The organism is Halomonas sp. 3D7M, assembly GCF_014897885.1.
Lineage (GTDB): Bacteria > Pseudomonadota > Gammaproteobacteria > Pseudomonadales > Halomonadaceae > Vreelandella.
In genome coordinates this window covers 1976-2511 of sequence record NZ_JABUZF010000217.1, presented here as the reverse complement: position 1 = coordinate 2511, position 536 = coordinate 1976, and the positions used below count along the sequence as shown (strand labels likewise).

General features: G+C 50.6%; 2 protein-coding genes. Both read right to left on the bottom strand.

Annotated elements, in window-relative coordinates:
• Positions 1-29: 29 nt before the first annotated feature.
• On the bottom strand, positions 30-416 hold the full coding sequence (locus INT22_RS12415) for a Na+/H+ antiporter subunit G (RefSeq protein WP_089037596.1): 387 nt from the start codon (positions 414-416) through the stop codon (positions 30-32).
• 28 nt (positions 417-444) lie between these two features.
• Positions 445-536 (bottom strand): monovalent cation/H+ antiporter complex subunit F (locus INT22_RS20930; protein ID WP_264298844.1); only part of this gene is annotated, 92 nt, incomplete at its 5' end.

Genomic DNA, 536 nt, shown 5'->3' with positions numbered 1-536 from the left:
TAGCGATCAAGAACGGCTGTTCCTGTCTTTTAACCATGCCCCTTGTCAGGGTGCGGGACAGGTTTTTCACCAACTTCTTCTGAGCGGAGCTCTACCGGTTTGCCCTGGGTTTTATCTATATGCTTGAGCTGCATGTGAAGACCCGTTTTGGCGAGCAAGTGAGCGCTAACCGGTGCGGTAATGAATAAAAACAGCGTGATTAGCAGTTCTTGTACGTCAGGCTTGCCATCGATACTCCAAAAGTAACCCATTGAGGCGACAAGCATGCAGCCTATGCCGAGTGTGGTGGCCTTGGTGGGGCCATGCAGGCGCATGTAGAAGTCTCTTAGGTGAGCGAGACCCAGCGAGCCGATAAAGACGAAAATACCGCCTGCAACCAACAGTAGTGAAATCAGCGCTTCGACAAAAAACGACATGGGCGCATCTCCTGAGACGTGACACGGTTCATTCGATAATATCCCCGCGTAAAATGTACTTACATACGGCCACCGTGCTGATAAAACCGAGCATGGCAATTAACAGCGCAGACTCAAAGT